Source organism: Stenotrophomonas sp. YJH_SMC_14-1 (genome assembly GCF_059372275.1).
The window spans coordinates 783,245-798,256 of record NZ_JCAFVK010000001.1; the positions used below are offsets into that span (position 1 = coordinate 783,245).

General features: G+C 66.6%; 11 protein-coding genes and 3 tRNA genes. 4 read left to right on the plus strand and 10 right to left on the minus strand.

The annotated features are described in order from the left end of the window. Positions 1-8: 8 nt before the first annotated feature. The 3 genes from AC5P9P_RS03860 to AC5P9P_RS03870 all read right to left on the minus strand — a co-directional run bounded on the left by AC5P9P_RS03860 (position 9) and on the right by AC5P9P_RS03870 (position 4,775). A complete protein-coding gene (locus AC5P9P_RS03860; RefSeq protein ID WP_049433268.1) occupies positions 9-2,387 on the minus strand; it encodes a TonB-dependent receptor domain-containing protein in 2,379 nt (792 codons plus the stop codon). Between the two features lie 118 nt (positions 2,388-2,505). Next, positions 2,506-3,432 (minus strand): c-type cytochrome, encoded by a 927-nt coding sequence (locus tag AC5P9P_RS03865; protein WP_049433267.1) that lies wholly within the window; start codon positions 3,430-3,432, stop codon positions 2,506-2,508. Then, complete coding sequence (locus AC5P9P_RS03870; RefSeq protein ID WP_111188620.1) at positions 3,429-4,775, minus strand: c-type cytochrome; 1,347 nt, start codon at positions 4,773-4,775, stop codon at positions 3,429-3,431. The genes AC5P9P_RS03865 and AC5P9P_RS03870 overlap by 4 nt, the downstream gene beginning before the upstream one ends. 183 nt (positions 4,776-4,958) lie before the next feature. On the opposite strand from AC5P9P_RS03870, the gene AC5P9P_RS03875 reads away from it, so the two are divergent. Continuing rightward, positions 4,959-6,077, plus strand: coding sequence for an alpha/beta fold hydrolase (locus tag AC5P9P_RS03875; RefSeq protein ID WP_005409039.1), 1,119 nt, complete (start codon positions 4,959-4,961; stop codon positions 6,075-6,077). An 81-nt stretch (positions 6,078-6,158) separates the two neighbouring features. Here AC5P9P_RS03875 and AC5P9P_RS03880 read toward each other — a convergent pair whose 3' ends face one another. After that, positions 6,159-7,298, minus strand: coding sequence for an MFS transporter (locus tag AC5P9P_RS03880; protein ID WP_164133532.1), 1,140 nt, complete (start codon positions 7,296-7,298; stop codon positions 6,159-6,161). A gap of 184 nt (positions 7,299-7,482) precedes the next feature. Between AC5P9P_RS03880 and AC5P9P_RS03885 the strand changes: the two genes are divergently transcribed. Together AC5P9P_RS03885 and AC5P9P_RS03890 are read left to right on the plus strand one after the other, a co-directional pair. Continuing rightward, positions 7,483-8,178, plus strand: a complete 696-nt coding sequence (locus tag AC5P9P_RS03885) for an alpha/beta hydrolase (RefSeq protein WP_024957582.1) — start codon at positions 7,483-7,485, stop codon at positions 8,176-8,178. Between the two features lie 131 nt (positions 8,179-8,309). Beyond that, positions 8,310-10,514: a TonB-dependent siderophore receptor gene (locus tag AC5P9P_RS03890; protein WP_111109145.1), complete on the plus strand. Its 2,205-nt coding sequence runs from the start codon at positions 8,310-8,312 to the stop codon at positions 10,512-10,514. 44 nt (positions 10,515-10,558) lie between these two features. Here the strand turns inward: AC5P9P_RS03890 and AC5P9P_RS03895 are convergent, their stop codons facing one another. Continuing rightward, complete coding sequence (locus AC5P9P_RS03895) at positions 10,559-11,260, minus strand: pirin family protein (protein ID WP_005409043.1); 702 nt, start codon at positions 11,258-11,260, stop codon at positions 10,559-10,561. A 140-nt stretch (positions 11,261-11,400) separates the two neighbouring features. Here AC5P9P_RS03895 and AC5P9P_RS03900 point away from each other — a divergent pair, with 140 nt between their 5' ends. Further along, complete coding sequence (locus tag AC5P9P_RS03900; RefSeq protein ID WP_495232602.1) at positions 11,401-12,399, plus strand: LysR family transcriptional regulator; 999 nt, start codon at positions 11,401-11,403, stop codon at positions 12,397-12,399. A gap of 526 nt (positions 12,400-12,925) precedes the next feature. Here AC5P9P_RS03900 and AC5P9P_RS03905 read toward each other — a convergent pair. The 5 genes from AC5P9P_RS03905 to thiD all read right to left on the minus strand — a co-directional run bounded on the left by AC5P9P_RS03905 (position 12,926) and on the right by thiD (position 14,969). Beyond that, positions 12,926-13,002 (minus strand) — tRNA-Arg (locus AC5P9P_RS03905). Between the two features lie 32 nt (positions 13,003-13,034). Next, positions 13,035-13,111: transfer RNA gene (locus AC5P9P_RS03910), tRNA-Arg, on the minus strand. 58 nt (positions 13,112-13,169) lie between these two features. After that, positions 13,170-13,246 (minus strand) — tRNA-Arg (locus AC5P9P_RS03915). Then, positions 13,237-14,163 carry an alpha/beta hydrolase family protein gene (locus tag AC5P9P_RS03920; RefSeq protein WP_111108823.1) on the minus strand — a complete coding sequence of 309 codons (927 nt, stop codon included), beginning with the start codon at positions 14,161-14,163 and terminating at the stop codon, positions 13,237-13,239. The genes AC5P9P_RS03915 and AC5P9P_RS03920 overlap by 10 nt, the downstream gene beginning before the upstream one ends. After that, complete coding sequence (thiD, locus tag AC5P9P_RS03925) at positions 14,160-14,969, minus strand: bifunctional hydroxymethylpyrimidine kinase/phosphomethylpyrimidine kinase (RefSeq protein WP_005409046.1); 810 nt, start codon at positions 14,967-14,969, stop codon at positions 14,160-14,162. Before thiD ends, AC5P9P_RS03920 begins: the two co-directional genes overlap by 4 nt. Positions 14,970-15,012: the final 43 nt, after the last annotated feature.

The following is a 15,012-nucleotide window of genomic DNA, read 5'->3' on the forward strand; positions in this document are numbered from 1 at the left end:
GGGCTCACTCACAGGTCCACACGGAAGGAGATGCCGACGGTGCGCGGGGCGCCGATGAAGGCGTTGTCGCGGCCGTCCACCCCCGCAAGATACCGCTTATCGGTGAGGTTGCTCACCACCAGGTTGGCACCCATGCCCTTCAGGCGCGGCGACAGCCCCTGCAGGTCGAAGCCGATGTTGGCGTTGAACACGGTGGCCGAGGGCAGCTTGTTGACGTTGGCGGCGTCGAGATAGCGCGTGCCCAGGTAACGGCCGGACAGGCCGAAGTTCCAGTTCTCGCCCTGCCAGTCCGCCGACAGCACCAGGGTCTGTTCGGGCTGGCCGATCACCTTGGCGCCATCGACGATGCCCAGCTGGGTGTCGCGCGCGGCATCGCCGCTGCCCAGGTACTTGGAGCGGTTGTAGGTATAGGCGGCGTTGAGGCGCCAGCCGTTGTCCCAACCGTAGCCGAACGCCGCTTCCAGGCCGTTGCTTTCCACGCCGCCGAAGTTCTCGTAGACACCGTCGGTCTCGCCCAGGTAGTCGATGCCACTGACGAAACCTGCCGGAAGGTAGACGATGCGGTTGTCGAACTTGATGTTGTACAGGGTCACCGAGGCGGTCAGCGGCCAGCGGCTGATGCGCATGCCCACTTCGATGTTGTCGGCGGTCTCCGGTTCGACGTTGCGGAAGCGCTGCGGGTCGGTCTCGCCGAGCACGCCGGAGGGAATGGCGGCGAAGTTCTGCGAGAAGCCGGCGAACAGCTCCATGCCTTCCACGCCCGGTGCCCAGGTGAAGCCGGTCGACAGCAGCGGATCGGACCTGGAATCGGATTTCACCTGCTCGCTGGCACCGATCACGCGGCGGCGCGACTGGTCGACGAAGAACTGCTTCACGCCCAGGCGGGCACTGAACGGGCCGAAGCGGGCCACGTCCTCGACGTAGTACATCTGCTCGTCAACCTTGTACTTGTCCTCGAACTGCACCCAGTACGGCTGATGGTCGAAGGCGATGTCCTGGCCGACGTTGAGCAGGCGGTGCCAGTCACGGCGTGCCGAACGGTCCAGCTTCTCCACCCACAGGCCGCCACGGATCGTGTTGTCGATCGCACCGAAGGTCTGCCGCCATTCGACGTCGGCGGTCACGCCCATGCGGTCGTTGTCGTAGTGGGTGTGGCGGTAGGACTGCGCGCCCAGCACGTTGCCCGCGTAGCAGTTCGGATCGTACTCGGCGGTGAAGCCCAACCGTGGCGTGCAGCTGGCCAGCCGCTGTGCCGCGCTGCCATCAGGATTGACGAAGAAGATCTGGCCGCGGTTGCTGCCGCCGTACACGGTCTCGCCACCGAGGTACTCCGACTCGGGGCGGCCCGCGCCATCGTCGCTGACCTGCGCCAGGTACGGCGGCAGCCAGTCACCGCGGCCCTGCATGCGATGCCCATAGGCGGCCACCGACGCTTTGAAACCATTGCCGCCGTCAAAGGCTGCGCGCAGGTAGCCGAAGGTGTTCTCGCGCAGCGCACGCGAGCCGGAACGGTAGTTCTGGTCCAGATACGGAATGCCGGTGAGGGTGCCGACCAGGTTGTCGCGATCCGGATTGGTGGCAAAGCCCGTCGGCGAAACGCTGGTGTATTCGGGCTCGTCGGCGTCGTTGTAGGACAGGTAGCCGGTCAGCGTCCAGCGATCCAGTTCGGTGATGAACTTGCCGGCGATGTGGTCGTTGCTGGCGTGGCCGGTGCCGTCGATCCAGTCGTGCACCTTCGACGAGGAGGCGCTGATCCACGCGCGGGTGTGGCCGCCGAGCAGGCCGGTGTCGTAGCGCACGTAGTACTTGCGCGCCTCGTTGTCACCGGCACCGACCACGAAGCGCAGGCGGCTGTCCTGCATCGGGTCGCTGGTGAGGAAGTTGAGCGTGCCGCCGAGGGCTTCGTTCGAGCGCGAGGAGATGTCAGCGGTGCCCTGGCTGACTTCCACCGTTTCCAGGTCCAGGGTGTCGATGTAGCGGTTGGCCAGCGAGCCGCCGCCGTAGCCGGAGCCGCCGTTGGGCAGACCGTCGATGGTGGTGCCGATCTGCTGGGTATCACGATTGGTGACGAACCCGCGCATGCTGATCTGCGTGCCCCACACCGACGAGCCGGTGGCGTCGGCCTCGCTGACCACCACGCCGGGTACTTCGTTCAGCGCGTCGTTGACGCTGCTCATCACCGTCTGCCGGTTCAGTGTTTCTGCGCGCACCGACGTCTTGGCGTAGCTGGTGGCCTGGCCGATCACCTGCACCTGGTCGAGGGTGCGGGCATCGCTGCTGCGCGCTTCGCCCGTATCGCCCTGCGGTGCTTCTGCGAGGGCGTCCAGCGCGGGGGCGATCAGCAGGGCAAGCAGCGAAACACGGGGAAAGCGCGCAATCGTTCGCATCGATACCGGACCTTGGGGGGAGAGAAGCCCCCGAGTGTCGACAGCACCAATGACATCGACATGACGTAGAGATGCAGGAACCGTGTTGTGACGGCCGACGCCCCCGGCCGCCTGCCTGTCAGTACCGCGCGTCCTTGGGTTTCGGGTCGCGCGGCCAGTCCTTGGCCTTGTTGGCGAAGTCCGGCCGGGGCTGGTTGATGAAGTAGCTGGCGATGTCCACCGCATCCTGGTCGGGCATCGCCTGCTGGCCCAGTGGCGGCTCGCGGGTCACCGCCGGTGGCATGTTGTGCTTGACGAAGCCGGCGGCCTTGTACAGGCGCGCCATGCCGGCGCCGATGTTGAAGCTGTGGTCGCCCCATAGCGGCGGGAAGGCGATGTCACCGCCGGCGTCGCGCCGTCCTTCGCCGTTGTCGCCATGGCAGGCGGCGCACTGCACGGCGTACAGCGCCTGGCCGCGGACCGGGTCCGGGGTCAGCGTGCTGTCGATCGGCCCCTCACTGGGGGCGGCCACCTTTGCACCCTCTGGCACCGGACTGCTCAGCCACGCCATGTAATCGAGCATCGCGCGCATCTGCGGCGAGTCCTCCGGCAGCGGCTTGCCGTTCATCGAACGCTGCAGGCAGCCGTTGATGCGCTCGGTCAGCCCGATCACCTTGCCCGGACGCGGCATGTAGCGCGGATAGGCGCCGCCGCCGGTATTGAAGTAGTGATTGCCGAAAGGCCGCTTGCCCTCGGCCATGTGGCACGAGTTGCAGTTCAGATCGTTGCCGACATTGTCCGGCAGCAGCCGTGCGGTCTCGTTTAGGATACGGCGGCCGAGCATCACCGATTCGGCATTGCCGAGCCCGGCGATTTCTTCGGCGCTGGGCGCATGGTAGTGCCCGACCACCTTGCCCTTCGCATCGAGGATATCGATCGTGCTGGCCACGGCGGCATCCAGGTCCGGATACAGATGACGGTAAGCGAGGGTACCGGCCCCGGCGAGCATCACGAGGGTGATCGCACTGCCGATCAGCAGGCGGGAGCGTTTGCGCGAACGTTTCATCGTGCGGCCTCCTGCGGAACGTAGTGCACCGGCTTGTCGGGCACCACCTGGCGCATGCGCGCCACGTCGACCTCGCTCACGGCACTGGCCTGGTTGCCCCAGCTGCTGCGGATGAAGGTCAGGATCTGTGCCAGCTGCGCGTTTGGCAGCTGCTCGAAGCCGGGCATGGTGAAGGCCATGCGGTCATGCGGGGTATGCGGCGTGCGGCCGCCGATCAGGGTCACCTGCACCAGCGAGCTGGGGTCATCGGCGAACACGATCGAGTTGCCGGCCAGGGCTGGATAGACGCGCGGCATGCCGCGCCCGTCGGCGCGGTGGCAGGCCTGGCAGTGCTCGGCATAGGCCAGCGAACCTGCCACGCGGTAGTCGCCGCTGCGCAGTGCGGCGGTGGTGGTGTCGGTACCGGGCGACCACTGTGCGCTGCGTCCTTCGCGGGCGGGCAGCTGCTTCAGGTAGCGGGCCATCGCCAGCAGGTCGGTGTCGGACAGGTACTGCGTGCTGTGCTCGACCACGTCGGCCATGCCGCCGAAGGCCGCCGATCGATCGGTGCGGCCGGTACGCAGGAAATCGACGATCTCGCCCTCGCTCCAGCTGGCCAGGCCGGTCGATTCATTGCGCAGGTTCTTCGCGTACCAGCCTTCCAGCACCGAGCCGGACAGGAACTGGCGGCTGCCATCATCGGCCATCGCCTTTTCCTGGAACGCCAGGCCACGTGGTGTGTGGCAGGCGCCGCAGTGGGCCAGGCCTTCCACCAGTTCGGCACCGCGCTGCTGGCTGGCATCCAGCGACGGATCCGGGTTGAACGTGCGCGGGCGTGCGAACAGCAGCTGCCACCAGGCCAGTGGCCAGCGCATGTTGGCCGGCCACGGGATCGTGCTGTCGGCGTTGTTCTGCTCCACCGGTTGCACCGAGCCCATGAAGTAGGCGTACAGCGCCTTGATCTCGGCGTCGCTGGCGATCACGTACGAGGCGTACGGCATGGCCGGATACAACGGCTGCCCATCATGGCGGATGCCGCGACGCACCGCGCGCTCGAAGTCGGCGTAGTCGTAGGCGCCAATGCCGGTGTCCGGATCGGGCGTGATGTTGGTCGAGTAGATCGTGCCCATCGGCGTCTGCATGCCGAGGCCACCGGCGAACGGCTTGCCGCCGGGCGCGGTGTGGCAGGCCGCGCAGTCGGCCGCGCGCGACAGGTATTGTCCCTGCGCGATCAATGCCGGATCGTGGATGTCGACCTGCGCGGCCTGTCGCGGTGCGAACCAGTAGGGCGTGGTGCGGGCGACGCCGTAGGCGGCGGCCAGCGTGGCGGCCAGGGCAATGGCGAGCTTGAACGAGGTGCGCATGGCGGCACTGTGGGCAATCCCGCGCGCGCGTTCATTGATCCGGATCAATGACTGAACAGATACAGCTTGTACACCAAGCTGAATCGTTCCTGCGTTGTCATCAAGCCGTCATCCATGCGCGATAGATGGCCCACGCGCGCGTCGCTAACCTGCCACGCTGTCGCACCTTTTCCCCGATTGCCCATGAAGCGCCTGCTGCTGTTGTTGCTGGCGTGCGCCGGCCTGTGGCTGGCTGCATGCTCGTCCTCGATCAATGCCTCGTCCACCTCGCTCGCCGATCGGCTGATCGCGCCGGGTGGCGTATCGACCCTGCTCGATCGTCCGCGCATTGCTGCGGCCATCGCCGAACTGCCCAATCGCCACGGCTTCGCGCCGGGCCGCGATGGCGTGCCGATCTTCTGGCGTGTGTTCGATCCTGGCGATTACGGCGCGCGTTACCACTACCTGCCGCAGCGCCACGAGAACGGCCTGCCGCTGGATACCGGCCTGAGCCTGGCAGTACCGCAGCCGTTCCGCGCGCAGGCACCGCGCGGTACCGTGGTGCTGCTGCACGGCTGGATGATGAACGGTGATTCGATGCTGCCGTGGTCGTTGCAGTTGGCCGAATCCGGCTACCGCGTGGTCACGCTCGACCTGCGTAATCATGGACAGTCCGGTACCGGGCCGTCGGGTTATGGCACCTATGAATCCGACGATGTGGTGGATGTGATCGGCGAGCTGCGCGCCCGTGGTGAAGTAACCGGCCCGCTGTACCTGTTCGGCGTGTCCTATGGCGCCGCCACAGCGGTATTCACCGCCGACAAACTCGGCGACCAGGTGGAAGGGGTGGTGGCGATGGAATCGTTCGCCAATGCCGGTGTGGCGATCCGCACGATGATTCCGCACCTGATGGGACTGCAGCCGGAAGGCCTGAAGGCGCAGGCGATGGCGTCGTACGCGCGCTGGCGCTACGGCGGCCAGGACATCAACCAGGTGATCGCCGCCGCCAGCCGCCGTATCGACGTCGATCTGGACCGCGTGGATGTAGCGCGCGCGCTGGCCGATACCCGCGCCTGCGTGCTGCTGCTGCACGGCCAGGGCGACCAGCACATTCCGGTCAGCCAGGGCCGCGAACTGGCCCAGGCCAACCCGCGCGCGCATTACATCGAGATGCGCGGCGAGGACCACATCACCCTGCCGCTGCGGCTGGACCTGCTGGCCGGAGTGGTCGATGACTGGATGGCGCGCGACGAACACCACCCGAAGAGCGCCTGCCCGGCCCCACAGCTGCCGGCCCAGGCCGAGTGGCTGGCCCACCGCTGAAAAAAGGGGACGGAGGGGATTAAGTCGTTTCCCGCACAGCTGGGCCATAAACGACTTAATCCCCTCCGTCCCCTTTTTCTGTCAGGCCACCCGTCGTGCCAGCGAGCGGGCAGACGCCGCGACGCCCAGCAGCAGCGCGGCCACGCACAGGAAGGCGAAGCCGAGGCTGGTGCCGTGTGCCAGTGCACCGATCGCTGCCGGGCCGGCGAGGATGCCGGCGTAACCCAGCGTGGTGACTGCGGTGATGGCGATGCTCTCCGGCATCACCCGCTGCTGGCCGGCCATCGAGAACAGTGCCGGCACGATGTTGGCGCAGCCCAGCCCGACCAGTACATACCCCGCCAGCGCCACCGGGAACGAGGGCACCAGCGTGGACAGGGTGAAGCCTGCTGCGGCGGTGATGCCGCCGAAGACCAGGGTGCGGGTGCGGCCGAGGCGCTCGACGATGCCGTCGCCGAACAGGCGCATCGCGGTCATCGCCAGGGTGAACAGCGCGAAGCCGGCGCCGGCCTGGTCACGCGGCACCTGCCGCACTTCGGCCAGGAACACCGCGCTCCAGTCCAGCATCGAGCCCTCGGCGAGGAACACCACGAAGGCCAGCACGCCGATGAACAGCACCACGCCGTGCGGCAGCGCCAGCAGTGGGCCGTCGTGCAGGATCCGTTGCGGGCGCCAGTGCGGCGCCGACAGCACCGCGACCAGCAGCAGTGCCGTCACCGAAACCAGCGCGGCCAGCCACAGCGGTGTACCCAGGATCAGCAGGCCGGTCATGCAGCCGGCGCCGACGAAGCCACCGATGCTGTAGAAGGCGTGGAAGCCGGACATCATCGCGCGCCCGGCGTCGCGCTCGACCGCGACCGCCTGCATGTTCATCGCACAATCCAGCGCACCGACGCCGGCGCCGAACACGAACAGCGCCGCACCCAGCGCCACCGGCGAGGGCGCCAGCACCAGCAAGGGCAGGGCGCACAGCATCATCGCGCAGGTGATCACCATCACCCGGCGGCAGCCCAGCCGCCCGGTCAGCGCGCCCGCCAACGGCATCGCCAGCAGCGAGCCGAGCCCAAGGCACAGCAGCACGGCGCCGAGGCTGGCGTCGGACAGCCCGGCCTTGGCCTTGGCGTAGGGCACCATCGGCGCCCATGCGGCGGTGGCGAATCCGGGAATGAAGAAGGCGGCGCGGGTGGCGTGCTGCTGGGCACGGGGGGATGAAGGCGTCATGCGCGATGCGAAGCTCCAGGGAACAGCCATGAAAACGATTTCAGACTGACTCGGCAAGTGCCATGCGTGACATCGGGCGACGCATACGATTGCAGTGACCCGATTGCGTCACCAGCGATTAACGCGACGCACGGACAGTGGCTGCACGGTCTGCATTCCGCCGGCCGCTGCCGGAGACCTCTACATGAGCACGACACCGACCATCCTCCTCGTCCATGGCTTCTGGGGCGGGGCCGCACACTGGGCCAAGGTGATCCTGGAACTGCATCGCAACGGCCACGACCGTGTGCAGGCGGTGGAACTGCCGCTGACCTCGCTGGCCGACGACGCAGGGCGCACCCGGAAAATGATCCGGCAGATCGACGGGCCGGTGCTGCTGGTCGGCCACTCCTATGGCGGCGCGGTGATCAGCCAGGCCGGTAACGAGCCCAACGTGAAGGGCCTGGTCTACATCGCCGCGTTCGCGCCTGATGCCGGCGAGAGTCCCGGTGGGATCACCCAGCAGCACCTGCCGGAGGCGGCGCCGAACCTGGCACCTGACAGTGATGGCTACCTGTGGCTGCGTGCGGACAAGTTTCATGAGAGCTTCTGCCAGGATCTGAGCGAGGACGAAGGCCGGGTGATGGCCGTTACCCAGAAGGCACCGCTGGCCAGCACCTTCGGTGATGCGGTCAGCGACCCGGCGTGGAAGCACATGCCGAGCTGGTACCAGCTGTCCCGCCACGACCACATGATCGCGCCGGAAAACCAGAAGGCCATGGCCGCAAGGATGCAGCCCAGGCGCCTGCTGGAGCTGGATGCCAGCCATGCCTCGCTGGCTTCGCAGCCGAAGGAAGTGACCGCGCTGATCCTGGAGGCCTGCGCCGCCATCGGCGGCTGATCCCGCGCCAGCACTCCGCACGACAGCCGCGGCGCAGGGGAGTACACTCCTGCGCCGCGGCTGTCCGGCCGCGTCCCTCTCTTCCCTCCAGCCGCCGCCAGAGGATCCCACCCTATCGTGGAGGTCCCGTCGTGCTGCCTGTGCCTGTTGTCCATACGCCGTCCCCCTTGCCGCGTCGCCGCGCGTTGCCGCAGGCGCTGGCCCGGGGGTTGCTGATCGCTGCTCTGGGCAGCAGCGGTATTGCTGTTGCGCAGTCCAGTACGGATCCAGCCAAGGATTCGCAGGCGCCTGCATCACAGACCCTGCAGACCGTACAGGTCACCGCCAACCTGCTCGGTACCATCACCGAGGGCAGCGACGCCTATACGCCCGGCACCATTGCCACCGCGACCCGCCTGGTGCTGACGCCACGGCAGACCCCGCAGACCATCAGCGTGATCACCCGCGCACAGATGGATGACTTCGGCCTGCACGGCATCGACGACGTGATGCGGGTGACCCCCGGCATCAGCATCGTCACCTACGACAGCGAACGCACCGAGTACTACGCGCGCGGTTTCGCGATCCAGAACTTCCAGTACGACGGCATTCCGATGTCGCGCAACTCGGCGTACTCCGCCGGCAACACGCTCAGCGATACCGCCATCTACGACCGCATCGAGGTGCTCAAGGGCGCGACCGGCCTGCTGACCGGCATGGGCGATCCGGGTGCGACCATCAACCTGGTGCGCAAGAAGCCGGGCAAGGACTTCGCCGGGAGTGCCTCACTGGGTGTCGGCCGCTGGGACGACTACCGCGCCGAGCTCGATGTGGGTGGCCCGCTGACTGCCGATGGCCGCGTGCGTGGCCGTGCCGTGGGTGCCTGGGAAGACAAGCGCTCCAACCTGGACAACTACCAGCGCACTAGCAAGGTCGGCTATGCCGTGCTGGAAGCCGATCTGGGCGAACGCACGCTGTTGTCGATCGGTGGCGACGTGATGGACAGCGACCCGAAAGGCTCCACGTGGGGCGGCATTCCGCTGCTGGACAGCGCCGGCAACTTCAACCGCATGCCGCGCTCGTTCAACAATGGTGCGCAATGGGCCGGCTGGCGCCAGTACGTGCGTACCGGTTTCGCCACGTTGGAGCACACGTTCGCCAACGATTGGATTGCCAAGCTGCAGCTCAATCATCAGGTCAACGGCTATGACGCCGCACTGGCCGGTGCCGCCGCCGGCAATCCCGATCCGTTGACCGGCGAGGGCGTCAGCCTGTGGCTCGGCAAGTACGTCGGCAAGACCGTCAGCAATGCCGCCGACTTCTATGTGAGTGGGCATTTCGGCCTGTTCGGCCGCGAGCATGAGCTGGTGGTTGGTGGCAGTGCCTCGCGCAAGCGCTGGACCAATACCGGCTACGGCCCTCAGGCGGGTTTCCCGGATACCGTGCCGGACTACCGCAGCTGGAATGGCGACATTGCCGAACCGCAGTGGCAGCGCACCTATGACAACAATGAAATGACCCGTGAGAACGGGCTGTACGTGGTTGGCCGCTTCGACGTGGCCGATCCGTTGAAGCTGATCGTCGGCAGCCGCCTGGCCAGCTACCGCTCGCCGGACACGCGCGAGACCGGCGTCCATGTGCCCTATGCCGGCGTGGTCTACGACCTCGGCGAGCATTACTCGGTGTATGCCAGCTACAGCACCATCTTCAAGCCGCAGGGCGAGCGTGACGAGCAGGGCAAGGCGCTGGATCCGCTCGAAGGCCGCAGCTACGAGATGGGGCTGAAGGCCGAGTTCTTCGATGGACGCCTCAATGCCAGTGCGGCGCTGTTCCAGCTTGATCAGGACAACTTCGCTCAGCCCACCGGCGGCAAGACACCGGATGGCCAGGATGCCTACCGCACCTTGATGGGCGTGCGCACCAAGGGTTTCGAGCTTGAAATGTCGGGTCAGCTGGCCGAGGGCTGGCAGGTGCAGGGTGGGTTCTCCCACAAGATCGCCCGCCAGGCGGGCACCAAGGTGACCACGCTGGAACCGGAGAACCAGTTCAGCCTGCACACCCGCTACCGCCTGCGTGGCGCCTGGCAGGGGCTGACGCTGGGTGGTGGCGCACGCTGGCAGGATTCGACTTTCGGCGAGATTACCAACCCGGCCACGCGGGCCAAGGTGGTGCATCGCACGCAGCCGTACTGGTTGCTCGATGCGATGGCGCGCTACCAGTTCAACGATCGCCTGTCGGCCACGGTCAACGTCAACAACCTGCTCGACAAGCGTTACTACACGATCTTCAACTGGTACAGCACCTACGCCTGGGGCGAGCCGCGCAACGTGCGGTTGAGCTTGAATTACAGGTTCTGACGCAGATGCGCCCGCGATGCTCTGCAGCATCGCGGGCGATGTGGTTACAGCGGCAGGTCGAACACCAGCACTTCGGCATCGTTGCCGTTTTCCAGCGTCAGCTGGGCTTCGTCGCTGACCTGCAGCGCATCACCGGCTTCCAGGGTGATGCCGTTGACCTGCAGCTGCCCACGGGCCACCTGCACATAGGCGCCACGACCGTTGCCAAGGGCATGGTGCAGCTTCTGGCCGCCGTCGAGGATGGTGGCGAAGATGCGGGCATCCTGGTGGATGCGCAGCGAACCGTCGGCGCCGTCCGGCGAAGCGATCAGGCGCAGCTGGCCGCGCTTGGTCTCCGGTGCGAAGTGGGTCTCCTCGTAGGACGGCGTGATGTTCTCGGTGTCCGGGAAGATCCAGATCTGCAGGAAGTGCACGGTCTCGTCGGCCGAGTGGTTGAACTCGCTGTGGGTGACGCCGCTGCCGGCGCTCATGCGCTGCACGTCGCCGTAGCGCAGCACTGAGCCGGTGCCCATCGAGTCCTTGTGTTCCAGCGCACCGCCCAGCACGTAGGAGATGATTTCCATGTTGCTGTGGCCGTGGGTGCCGAAGCCCTGGCCGCCGATCACCTTGTCTTCGTTGATCACCCGCAGCGGGCCGAAGCTGACGTAGCGCGGGTCGTAGTAGTTGGCGAAGGAGAAGGTATGGCGCGAGGACAGCCAGCCATGCTCGGCCAGGCCACGGGTAGCGCTCTTGCGGATCTGCAGCATGATGGAATCTCCTTGTTCGATGGTTTCGATGGGGCGGGGTGGGCTGGCAGCCGCTTTGTTTCCCCGTTGGAGAGAAGTATCCGCTTGCGCCTTGGGTTTGAAAAACGGATAGTTTTGACAGCCATCATCGAAAAATTCGAATGCTCAAGCTCAGCCTCGATGCCCTGCAGATCCTGGATGCCATCGACCGCCGCGGCTCCTTTGCCGGCGCCGGCAAAGCCCTGCACAAGGTGCCCTCGACCATCTCCTACACCGTGGCCAAGCTGGAGGAGGACCTGGGCGTTCAGCTGTTCGACCGGGTCGGTCCGCGCGCCGAGCCGACCGAGGCTGGCCGCGCGCTGCTGGACGAAGGCCGGCACCTGCTGCGCGCCGCCCGCGAGCTGGAACTGCGGGTGCGCCGGGTGGCGTCGGGCTGGGAGACCGAACTGACGCTGGCGGTGGATTCGGTGTTCCCGACCTGGCTGCTCGGGCCGGACATCGCCGCGTTTCGCGAGGCCGAGGCACCGACCCGGCTGCGATTGATCGGCGAGGCCCTGTCCGGCACTTGGGAGGCCCTGCTGGACCGCCGTGCCGACCTGCTGGTCGGCGCGCCGGGCGAGGGCCCCAGTGGCGGTGGTTACGTGGTCGAGCCGCTGGGCACGGTGGAGTTCGTGTTCGCGGTCGCGCCCGGTCATCCGTTGGCCGCAGTGCCGGGTGTGCTGGGTCGCGAGCAGCTGGTCGAGCACTGCGCGATCGCGGTCTCTGATTCCGCGCGCAGGCTGCTGCCGCGCACGGTCGGCTTGTTGATGGGGCAGGAGATGCTGACGGTGCCGGACATGGCCAGCAAATTGAAGTTGCAGTGCGAAGGCGTGGGATTCGGCTTCCTGCCCGAGCCGTGCGCACGCGCTGCGGTGGCGCGCGGCCAGCTGGTGATCCGCGAGGTGGAGGAACACAAGCCGGAAGAGACCTTCTGGCTGGCCTGGCGCACCGGAGAGGATGGCGCCGCACTGCGCTGGTGGCGCGAGCGCCTGCGCAGGCCGGAGCTGCTGTCGCAGTGGTGGCAGGCAATGGCCAGTGGGGAGGGGTTTGGCAGGGCTGCGCCCTGCACCCGCTACGATCCAGAGCAACAGCAACAGCAACAGCAGAAGCTGGTTTACTGAGGGATGGCGGGGTGGGTCCGGTTGCGGGAGACGCCGTAAACCCGTCCTTGGGGGCTTGGCCGCGGCATCCATGCCGCGGACACTCCCGCAACCGGGCCCACCCCGCCTTCGACAGTTTCCGCGATCTGTCGGAACGGCGTACTGCTCTGGTAGGTGTCGACCTTGGTCGACACGGTAGATCCACGCCATGCGTGGATGCTCTTCGATCAATTATCGAAATGTTCGAACTCGATGGAGATTCATCCACGCATGGCGTGGATCCATCAGATCGCGGAAATCTGTCAGAGGTGGGGCGGTGTCGGAGTGCGGGGTGTCAGCCGCATGGATGCGGCTGCCAAGCCTACATGGACGTACTTGCGGCGTCCCCGCACTCCGACACCGCCCCGCCATCCCACGGAATGCCAGCTTTTGCCGTGGCCGTTGAGGTTGCCGGCCAAGCGGCCGGCACTACCAGGGTGCAGGGCGCAGCCCTGCCGAAAAACACACATAAAAAAACAGCAGGCCGAGGCCTGCTGTTTCGGTGTAATGGTGCGCCCGGAGAGATTCGAACTCCCGACCGCCTGGTTCGTAGCCAGGTACTCTATCCAACTGAGCTACGGGCGCCAATTACATGAACTTGTTGTGCTGACTGTGTATGGTGCGCCCGGAGAGATTCGAACTCCCGACCGCCTGGTTCGTAGCCAGGTACTCTATCCAACTGAGCTACGGGCGCGCGGTACACAATCAAATTTTACTGCATTTCCAGCGGCGGATGCTGGAAACCTGTCGAGTGGTGCGCCCGGAGAGATTCGAACTCCCGACCGCCTGGTTCGTAGCCAGGTACTCTATCCAACTGAGCTACGGGCGCCCTGCGACAGGAGCGGAATTATGCGGATGTCGGCGCGTACCGTCAACAGTTTTGTGAAAATTTTCATCCAACTGAATGAAAAAGCTTTCAGCCACGGCATCAGGGGCCTTCAGCCACGCGAAATGATCGGCGCGCGTGCCCAGTTCCTGCGCGGACAGCACGCGCAGCTGCGCGTCCACATTCGGCAGCTTCGCCAGCAGCGTCTGCATCGATCCGGTGGGGGCCAACCAGTCGTGCTCCATCAGCACCGCCTGTGCGCTGCCATGCACACGCGCCATCTGCGCATCGAGGTCTTCGTCCATGCCGACGGCGGCGTAATGGTTGTTCAGGCCGACGCGCGCCCAGTCGGCGATCAGCCCGCGCGCTTCGGTGCCACCGAAGCCGAGGCGACGGCCATGCAGCACGCCCTGGCGCTGTGCGATCCACGGCAGGAAGCGGTAGACCAGCGGCAGCAGCCAGCCACGCGGTGGTGGGAATCCGCGCCAGAACGGTGAGCCGCTGGCGGCCAGCCACAGCCGGTTGAAGTGCTGCGGGTTGCGGCCGGCATGCACGCAGGCCAGCTGCCCGCCCAGGCTATGGCCGCCGATGATCCAGGGCAGGGCGTCGCCGTCGTCATCTGCTGCGGCCAGGACGGTCTGGCTGGTCGGCAGATCCTGTTCGAGTACCTCGCGATAGCCCCAGTCCTGCGTGCGTGACGGGCGCAGCGAACTGCTGCCATTGCCTCGCCACTCATGCAGGTAGACCGCCACGCCCTTCGCCGCCAGCGCCAAAGCCAGTGCCAGGTAGTGGCGCGCCGCCACGCCCAGTGCCGGCAGCCACAGCAGGCGTGCGATGGGCTGTGCGGGCACGCAGGCGATCACCTCGTAGCGATGGCCGTCGTCGCACTGCACGGCAAGGACGCTCGGCGTCAGGCTCATGCGTGGGGTGCCGCGCCGAAGTGATCCAGCACCAGCACCTCGCTGCGGCCGGGGGCATAGCCCTGCTGCAGGCCGCGTGCAACGTAGTCGATACCGGCTTCGCAGGCATTGGCCAGGCTCAAGCCGTTGCACAACTGCGCGGCGATGGCGGAGGCCAGCGTGCAGCCGGTGCCATGTGCGTCCAGCGGCAGGCGTGCGTGGATGAATTCTTCGCTGCTGACGCCGTCGAAGTAGCGATCGATCACGCGATTGCCCTCATGCAGGTGGCCACCCTTGAGCAGCACTGCGCCGGCACCGAGGTCGAGCAGGGCCGAGGCGGCCTGTTCTGCGTCTTCGCCGTTGCTGATCTTCCGGCCGACCAGCAGTTCTGCTTCCGGCGTATTGGGGGTGATCAGCGTGGCCAGCGGGATCAGGCGCTCACGCATGGCCTGCAATGCGCTGTCTTCCAGCAGGCGTGCCCCACTGGTGGCGACCATCACCGGGTCCAGTACCACGTGTGGCGGGCGATGCTTTTCGAGTGCATCAGCGACGGCATGGATCACTTCGGCGTTGGCCAGCATCCCCAGCTTCACCGCATGGATGTCGAAGTCGTCGAAGCAGGCATCCAGCTGCGCGCGGAGGAACTCGATGGGGGGCACGTGCACGGCGATGACGCCACGGGTGTTCTGCGCGGTCAGTGCAGCGATCGCCGAGAGGCCATGCACGCGGTGCGCGGCGAAGGCCTTCAGGTCGGCCTGGATGCCGGCGCCACCGCCGGAGTCGGAGCCGGCGATGGTGAGGGCGGAAACGGGGGTGGTCGGGCTCATCAGTTGATTGTGCCGTGGTCCCGGAGGGGAAGGTAGATCCACG

Coding starts and splice junctions, on each gene's coding strand:
- AC5P9P_RS03860 (WP_049433268.1), bottom strand. CDS start 2,387: ATGCGAACGATTGCGCGCTTTCCCCGTGTTTCGCTGCTTGCCCTGCTG.
- AC5P9P_RS03865 (WP_049433267.1), bottom strand. CDS start 3,432: ATGAAACGTTCGCGCAAACGCTCCCGCCTGCTGATCGGCAGTGCGATC.
- AC5P9P_RS03870 (WP_111188620.1), bottom strand. CDS start 4,775: ATGCGCACCTCGTTCAAGCTCGCCATTGCCCTGGCCGCCACGCTGGCC.
- AC5P9P_RS03875 (WP_005409039.1), top strand. CDS start 4,959: ATGAAGCGCCTGCTGCTGTTGTTGCTGGCGTGCGCCGGCCTGTGGCTG.
- AC5P9P_RS03880 (WP_164133532.1), bottom strand. CDS start 7,298: ATGACGCCTTCATCCCCCCGTGCCCAGCAGCACGCCACCCGCGCCGCC.
- AC5P9P_RS03885 (WP_024957582.1), top strand. CDS start 7,483: ATGAGCACGACACCGACCATCCTCCTCGTCCATGGCTTCTGGGGCGGG.
- AC5P9P_RS03895 (WP_005409043.1), bottom strand. CDS start 11,260: ATGCTGCAGATCCGCAAGAGCGCTACCCGTGGCCTGGCCGAGCATGGC.
- AC5P9P_RS03900 (WP_495232602.1), top strand. CDS start 11,401: ATGCTCAAGCTCAGCCTCGATGCCCTGCAGATCCTGGATGCCATCGAC.
- AC5P9P_RS03920 (WP_111108823.1), bottom strand. CDS start 14,163: ATGAGCCTGACGCCGAGCGTCCTTGCCGTGCAGTGCGACGACGGCCAT.
- thiD (WP_005409046.1), bottom strand. CDS start 14,969: ATGAGCCCGACCACCCCCGTTTCCGCCCTCACCATCGCCGGCTCCGAC.